The following is a 6,235-nucleotide window of genomic DNA, read 5'->3' as shown; positions in this document are numbered from 1 at the left end:
TAGTATTCCAAAAACAAAACACTAACAGACACGTAAAAAAGTGACCGACAAATTCCCTTGGTAATTAGCGATTACGACAGAATCGCTTGGTAATTAAGATACGACAAAGTCGCTTGGTGTTAACAAGTCTGAGTGAATTAGCTCATACCAGATCTTACAGTTTTGACTAATAGGTTTAGATTTATCTGACAGATATGAGCGATAACCGGTCATTGAGGTTGGCTAAACACAAGAGTTAGTTGATTGGTTAAACTACTCTTTGCGCATATATTCATGAAAATGAGCGACGCGCGCATATTGTTCCATTTAACTTTACTTAAAAGTTTTAGAAAACTTAGTGATAGTAATACCTTAGGTAATTTGTTAAAACTATATAATATGGAAAAGTGAGCGTTAAGTCGGCAGAGATATGCGCGATGAGCGCACTATTAAATTGTTGAACTAAGCCGCTACGCGGAGATCCTATTCTGACCATTTGAGCCACACTTACCTTGGGGTTATCCCATAACTTGGAGGTAAGTCATGAACCCACTCATAGAACAAGTCAAAACAGAAATAGCCTATCGAGGTTATTCGCAACTTACATGTAAAAGTTATTGCGAGCATTTACTTAAACTGAGTCATTATTTTGATAAGCCACTCGATTTAATTACCGATCAAGAACTGAATACCTTTTTTAACGATCCTGCTATTCGTAAACTTTCTAGAGCAAGCCAAAAAGTACAGATAAACAGTATTTGGTTCTTGTTTAAGAATATTTTACATCGGCCATTGAACTTAGATATTGCACTGCCAAAAGCGAAGTCGCGCGCACCTACCTATTTATCACGTGATGATATGCGGGGGCTGATAGAAAGCTGTACGGATGATATGCGACTAAAAACGTTAATAGTGGTTTGCTATGGGTGCGGTTTACGTATTGGCGAATTGTTACGTATCAAAGTGCAAGACATCGATGGCCAGCGTAAAACCATTTTAATTGAACAAGGTAAAGGGGATAAGTCACGGTATGTTGTAGTTTCAGATAGCGTACTAAACCAATTACGCAGTTACTGGAAAATGTATCACCCAACGGGTTGGATGTTTTACTCGCGATTGTTAATGAATAAACCTATGTCAGCATCGACCTTCAGGAAGCCATTGAGAAAACACGCACAAGCGTGTGGTTTAAAACACTGTAATCCACATGCACTACGCCATGCTTATGCAACACATCAACTTGAATCAGGAATGCCACTTCATCAATTGCAACATCAGCTTGGTCATAGTGATATTAAAACGACACAAAGTTACTTACACTGGTTACCTGAGTTAGGGCATGGCGGCATTGATTTGCTTGCGAGTTGGAGTAAACAATGAGCGCTTTGCACCTCGCTGATATTTTAAACTCAAATCTTGAGAATTATCGGCAACATCATACGATGAGCTATCAACAACTGCGTGTCTGTCAGCACCTTCAATCATGCAGAACAGGTCAGCTCGGTTATCAAGCATGGCAATGTGATAGCTGTGGGGAGTCGCAGCAGATTGGGTGTAGTTGTCGAGACCGTCACTGTCCGCGTTGCCAAGGCATGGCCACGGCTAAGTGGGTGCGAAGACAGCAAGAGGATTTATTACCGTGTCGGTATTTCCACCTTGTTTTTACGCTCCCTCATGAGTTGAATATCATTGCTCACTATAACCCAAGTGTGTTGTACCAGTGTTTGTTTAAAGCCGTATGGCAAACGCTGTGTAAATTTGCGAAACGAAAGATGCATGGCCAGTTAGGCATGACAAGCGTACTGCATACATGGGGGCAGAACTTAAGTCAGCATATCCACTTGCATTGTTTGATACCCGCAGGTGCACTTGAAAAAACGCACTGGCATGAAATAGAAAAAGGCTATTTATACCCCGTAAAAGCGTTATCAACAGTCTTTAGAGGAAAAATGCTGGCGGCGCTCAATGAATGCGATAGTTCATTCGCGAAGATAAACACGCCAACCAAATGGTGCGTGTATAGCAAAGCCTGTTTAACGTACAGTGAAAAGCTAGTTAGTTACCTTGCTCGTTATACCCGAAAAGGCGTGATGTCAGAATCACGATTAGTGTCAGTGAATGAGCAGTCAGTGAGCTTTAAATATCGCGATTATGCAGATAACAACCGCGATAAAGTAATGACACTGAGTTGTGATGAATTTTTACGGCGCTACTTACAACATGTATTGCCGAAAGGGTTTATGCGCATTCGCCACTATGGTTTTTTAGCTAATGCGTGTCGTAAGCGAAAGTTAGCCCTGATAAGGGCTCACGCGCCACGCACATGTAAACTGGTGAAACCAAAGGCAGAAAAAGAACCATTGATACCGCAATGGCCTTGCCAGCGGTGTAAGGTTGGCATATTACGGTTTATTGGAGTGATAACCTCAGGTATTGCGACGAATGAAATAGTTCGAACGAGTTAGCGGCCTAGCTTGCTGCATCAAATCAACTAGTTAACCTGCTTAACTGCTCAGGTCAGTAACGGCTGTGCGTACGAAAAATATAATTGCTTAACGGTTAAACATTAGGTTTAATGGATACATAATAAACGCTGAGTAACGCAGGGATAGCTTAGATACGATAGACACGCCAGTAAAGTTGGCTTGATATCGCTTAGGCCATAAAAAGCAAATTCCCATAGCATAAGTAACACCAACTCTGACACACCGAGCAGGTAGCGCCTCAGTCCAACAAGCGATTATGCAACACAAACTGCGTGTCGCATAAATACTAAAATGTTATTTCTCTAGAGGTTTATGAAAATATTTAAAGTGGTTTTGATATTAGTATTTGGAACTTTGTGTTTTTTATTCGGGAGTTTTTGGACACGAATGCAACTACTGGAATCTAGTCCAGTAAAGCTAACCCAGCCACTAACATTGCAAGCGACTCCAGATCAAGTTGGCCTTTTACCAGAGGGCACTACACTTTATTCATATTCAAGTGGCCCGAGCACTGAGACATATGTAGTATTTATTAGCTCACAAAATCTAATGATTGTAGAGCCAATTAAATTTCCTAATTTCATGACGGTTGACCCACTTTATGGCTATATCGATAGCGAGAAATAACAAAATGATGAAGACGGATTTGCCACAAAAGCGGTGCCAAACCGCTTATCAAAAGTGTTATAGGTCTATGTAGGAGAGTACATGATATCTAATAAATTCAGAATGGGTTTAATTCTTGCTTTGGTAATTATGTCAACGGAGCTTTTTGCCTCAGACAAGTATCAGATTACGGAAGGTAGTAGTATTGTAAATGGAATTGAATTAAAGGCTGTCGAATTTTCTATGAGTGTACCGGTATATCTTAATAGATATAGAACGACTACACCTGACAAGCTAATTATCAAATTCGATGAGGCGGGGTTTACCGAGTTATCAACTGAGACATACAGTAGTTCATATTTATTTTCTGTTGGTGAGGTTGAGCAATTTGTTGGAATTCTAACTAAAGGCAAGGCTGATGCAAAACACGCTCGATATTCTAAACAGGCTGGAAAATTTAGAGTTGGGCAGGTCGGTGGAAAACTGATAGTGAATATCGTGACACATTCAGGAGGGGAGCTTGGATACTATTCATTATTTACAAAACCTGTCTATAATTCGGCTACATGGGTTGAACATAGGCTTAATCTGGCCGAAGTTGACGCGATTATAGAAGTTCTCTCTTTAAAGAATAAAGTTGTTTCTTCATTGAGTGGGGAAACCAATGAAATTAAAGTAATTAAATTAAGTATGAGTATGCAGGGACAGAATTCGGCAACAGGTGGGCTTTCACTTAAAATAACCCAGAAAACAGATAAAACAGATTTGTGGGTTGAACGTGCTAAATTCAAACTTTCAGTTAGTAATGATGAAAAAAGGAGATTGAGTTTAGGGTTTAGTAAAGCCCTTAAATATCTAAAACATGCTAATTTGTCTTATGAAGATTTACCAGAGAAAAAATTTCAAATTGCAAAATTGAAATCGCAAGAGATTGTAGCTAGTGTTGAGTCGTTTGGAGGAAATTCTGATCGTTATCAGTTAACAACATATTTGTTGTCAGAGAATGAGTCCGAGCCAAGGTGGGTAATAATTTCTGAGGATCAGCTAGAGAAATTCATAAGCGTTATTAGCAAGTAAAGTTTATTTTGAAAAATTTTAGCTTTAAATTGCTAGAAAGGACCTATAACAAGGCCAAGAACTCGGAAACCAAAAGCTCCGCACCTTTTGTGCATTTGCTTCGCAAATTATTGCACAAAAGCTACTACACTTTTGGTTCCGGTGTTGGCGGCGTTAGCTGCTTAAGCTCATAAAGGAACAAGAGATGAGAAAATACATCATAGCTCTCCCAATCATCTTATCTGGCTGTATATCAAGCAATCCTATTAAGCCTGAGGATTTAAGCCATAATTATTTCGATACAGGAAGAAGTGTTGGATATAAAATTCAATCACAGAACCTAGAATACGACATCAAAGTTGCAGCACAGTGCGACTCCAACAAACAAAAGTATTCATTCTCATTCATAGATAAAAGCAGTGGACAAAGAGCTTATCAGCCCCAATGGTCTTTTTTCTTTAATGGAGAAAAAGATTATCGCTCATCCAAAGAATACGATGAAGCTGAATATCTTAATAAAGCCACAAATGTTCAGGTTGCTAGATATTTGGGCTCTTCAAAATATTCTCAAAAAGTTGACCTGTCGGCACCAGAACTACTCAACCTCCCAACGCTTTGTAAAGATAAATACACACAAATACAAAAAGATTCAGCCAAACGCAGAAAGCAAAGAATGGAAAAGGATGCAGAATTAGTTGCGTCCGTAAAAAAATCAACGGGGTTAGAGCCCATGTTTTCTGACAGCAACCAGAAAAATTTCAATGAGCTAGTTTATAGTTTCCAAACAAATGGCTTCGCTCAACATCAAAATAAATTTGTATGGACTGAGGATGGTGATTACAAAGTATCACAGGTCTTGGACGGTAAGCTTATGTTAACTAGTTACAGCACACGTTTACCACCAATAACCATCATTACAAACTTACCTGCAATTGAGGGGCAATTTTGGTCTAGCATTTCACGCGCACCATTAAAGTTTGTAGGCGTCACCAATTACACAACCGTTCTTGGTGCAACTAAACAAACTGTTGTTTTTCAGCAATTGTAATGCAGCTAACAAGGCAAGGCATTGGACTGTCAAAAGCGTCACTTAAATTGCTTACGCAATTACGTGCCACTTCTGCCAGCCCATGCTCGCGGCGTTAGCTGTTTAATGAAAAATTTGGAGTAATATGTCTCATTATTTTGGTATCGAAGAAATCAAGACAAAGTTAATCGTTGTGGTTGGAATGTCTTTGTCAGGTGAAGAATTTTGTAAAAGATACCGTATGGGGTCTGATGAGTATCATAAAGTCTATAATCTCGCTGATTACACGGCATTAACTAAAACTATCGTCAGCAATAATCTAATAGAAATTTCAGTTAAGGTTCGGTGCTTAGTCGACGCGTTGAGCTCTCAAGGAATTAAATTCCCAGTAGAAAAATCAATTACGACCTACGGCGCTGGTAGTTGTGCTGATGGCAAGAAAAAGATGAAAGGCTTTCGATTTATTTGTAATAAGATTATCCATGCTGATGGTTTTAATCTTGATTTCATTGGCCGAAAATCCTTACCTAAAGAAATGGTTTGGTGGTCAGGAGATATTACTGTTTCAGGGGCATATCAGGGAGAAAGGTGGGAGTTCTTCTTTTCTGTTTTAGACTGGTGTGACGAGGTACTAGAGTTCCTAAAACTGGCAGAGGCACAAATTGATAAAATTCAGGGGAGTTCGCGCGATCTTCAGCTACACAGCTAACAAATTGTTCAAGAGTGATTCGGCACGCGTGGCATTTTTACCATGCGTCAAGTTTAGTGGTTAGGTGGTATGCGGAGGCTTAGGTATTGCGTGCCTCACACCTTAACAAGGCGTTGAGGCTGTAGAATTACTCTTTTTAGGAACTGGTTCTACACAATTGACTTGATTGTTTTTTGACCTTGAACCCACAGGGTTACTGTGATCTAATAGATATTATTCACCCACGGTAAATTGTTATGGCCAACTACAAGCCTGACTTATCCTGCCAAAATAAATTCATTCCAATCAATTTTGCTGAGCAAATATTGCCAGGTACATTTGAGTATGCGCTTTGTTATATTGTCGAAAATAAACTCGATTTGTCGGGCTTTG

At 39.5% G+C, this 6,235-nt stretch carries 6 protein-coding genes; all 6 read left to right on the top strand.

Translation table 11 applies throughout. The annotated features are described in order from the left end of the window. The first annotated feature begins 522 nt into the window (after nucleotides 1-522). The 6 genes from H5182_RS21710 (at nucleotide 523) to H5182_RS21685 (ending at nucleotide 5,863) form a co-directional block, all read left to right on the top strand. Nucleotides 523-1,359 carry a tyrosine-type recombinase/integrase gene (locus H5182_RS21710; RefSeq protein WP_182760622.1) on the top strand — a complete coding sequence of 279 codons (837 nt, stop codon included), beginning with the start codon at nucleotides 523-525 and terminating at the stop codon, nucleotides 1,357-1,359. Next, a complete protein-coding gene (locus tag H5182_RS21705; protein WP_182760621.1) occupies nucleotides 1,356-2,444 on the top strand; it encodes an IS91 family transposase in 1,089 nt (362 codons plus the stop codon). The genes H5182_RS21710 and H5182_RS21705 overlap by 4 nt, the downstream gene beginning before the upstream one ends. 408 nt (nucleotides 2,445-2,852) lie before the next feature. Continuing rightward, nucleotides 2,853-3,092: a hypothetical protein gene (locus H5182_RS21700; protein WP_182759214.1), complete on the top strand. Its 240-nt coding sequence runs from the start codon at nucleotides 2,853-2,855 to the stop codon at nucleotides 3,090-3,092. Between the two features lie 81 nt (nucleotides 3,093-3,173). Beyond that, nucleotides 3,174-4,148 carry a hypothetical protein gene (locus tag H5182_RS21695; RefSeq protein WP_131690272.1) on the top strand — a complete coding sequence of 325 codons (975 nt, stop codon included), beginning with the start codon at nucleotides 3,174-3,176 and terminating at the stop codon, nucleotides 4,146-4,148. 184 nt (nucleotides 4,149-4,332) lie between these two features. After that, complete coding sequence (locus H5182_RS21690) at nucleotides 4,333-5,175, top strand: hypothetical protein (RefSeq protein ID WP_182759213.1); 843 nt, start codon at nucleotides 4,333-4,335, stop codon at nucleotides 5,173-5,175. Nucleotides 5,176-5,299: 124 nt separating this feature from the next. After that, a complete protein-coding gene (locus H5182_RS21685) occupies nucleotides 5,300-5,863 on the top strand; it encodes a hypothetical protein (protein WP_182759212.1) in 564 nt (187 codons plus the stop codon). The last annotated feature ends 372 nt before the right edge of the window (nucleotides 5,864-6,235 follow it).

It is taken from the genome of Pseudoalteromonas sp. SG44-17, from assembly GCF_014164235.1.
In the GTDB taxonomy this organism is placed as follows: Bacteria; Pseudomonadota; Gammaproteobacteria; order Enterobacterales; family Alteromonadaceae; genus Pseudoalteromonas; species Pseudoalteromonas rhizosphaerae.
The sequence above is the reverse complement of the archived record's forward strand: the minus strand, read 5'-3'. Positions and strand labels throughout refer to the sequence as shown.

Excerpts from the sequence above, each read along its gene's own strand:
- H5182_RS21700 (WP_182759214.1), top strand. The coding sequence starts at position 2,853 with ATGCAACTACTGGAATCTAGTCCAGTAAAGCTAACCCAGCCACTAACA.
- H5182_RS21685 (WP_182759212.1), top strand. The coding sequence starts at position 5,300 with ATGTCTCATTATTTTGGTATCGAAGAAATCAAGACAAAGTTAATCGTT.
- H5182_RS21690 (WP_182759213.1), top strand. The coding sequence starts at position 4,333 with ATGAGAAAATACATCATAGCTCTCCCAATCATCTTATCTGGCTGTATA.
- H5182_RS21695 (WP_131690272.1), top strand. The coding sequence starts at position 3,174 with ATGATATCTAATAAATTCAGAATGGGTTTAATTCTTGCTTTGGTAATT.
- H5182_RS21710 (WP_182760622.1), top strand. The coding sequence starts at position 523 with ATGAACCCACTCATAGAACAAGTCAAAACAGAAATAGCCTATCGAGGT.
- H5182_RS21705 (WP_182760621.1), top strand. The coding sequence starts at position 1,356 with ATGAGCGCTTTGCACCTCGCTGATATTTTAAACTCAAATCTTGAGAAT.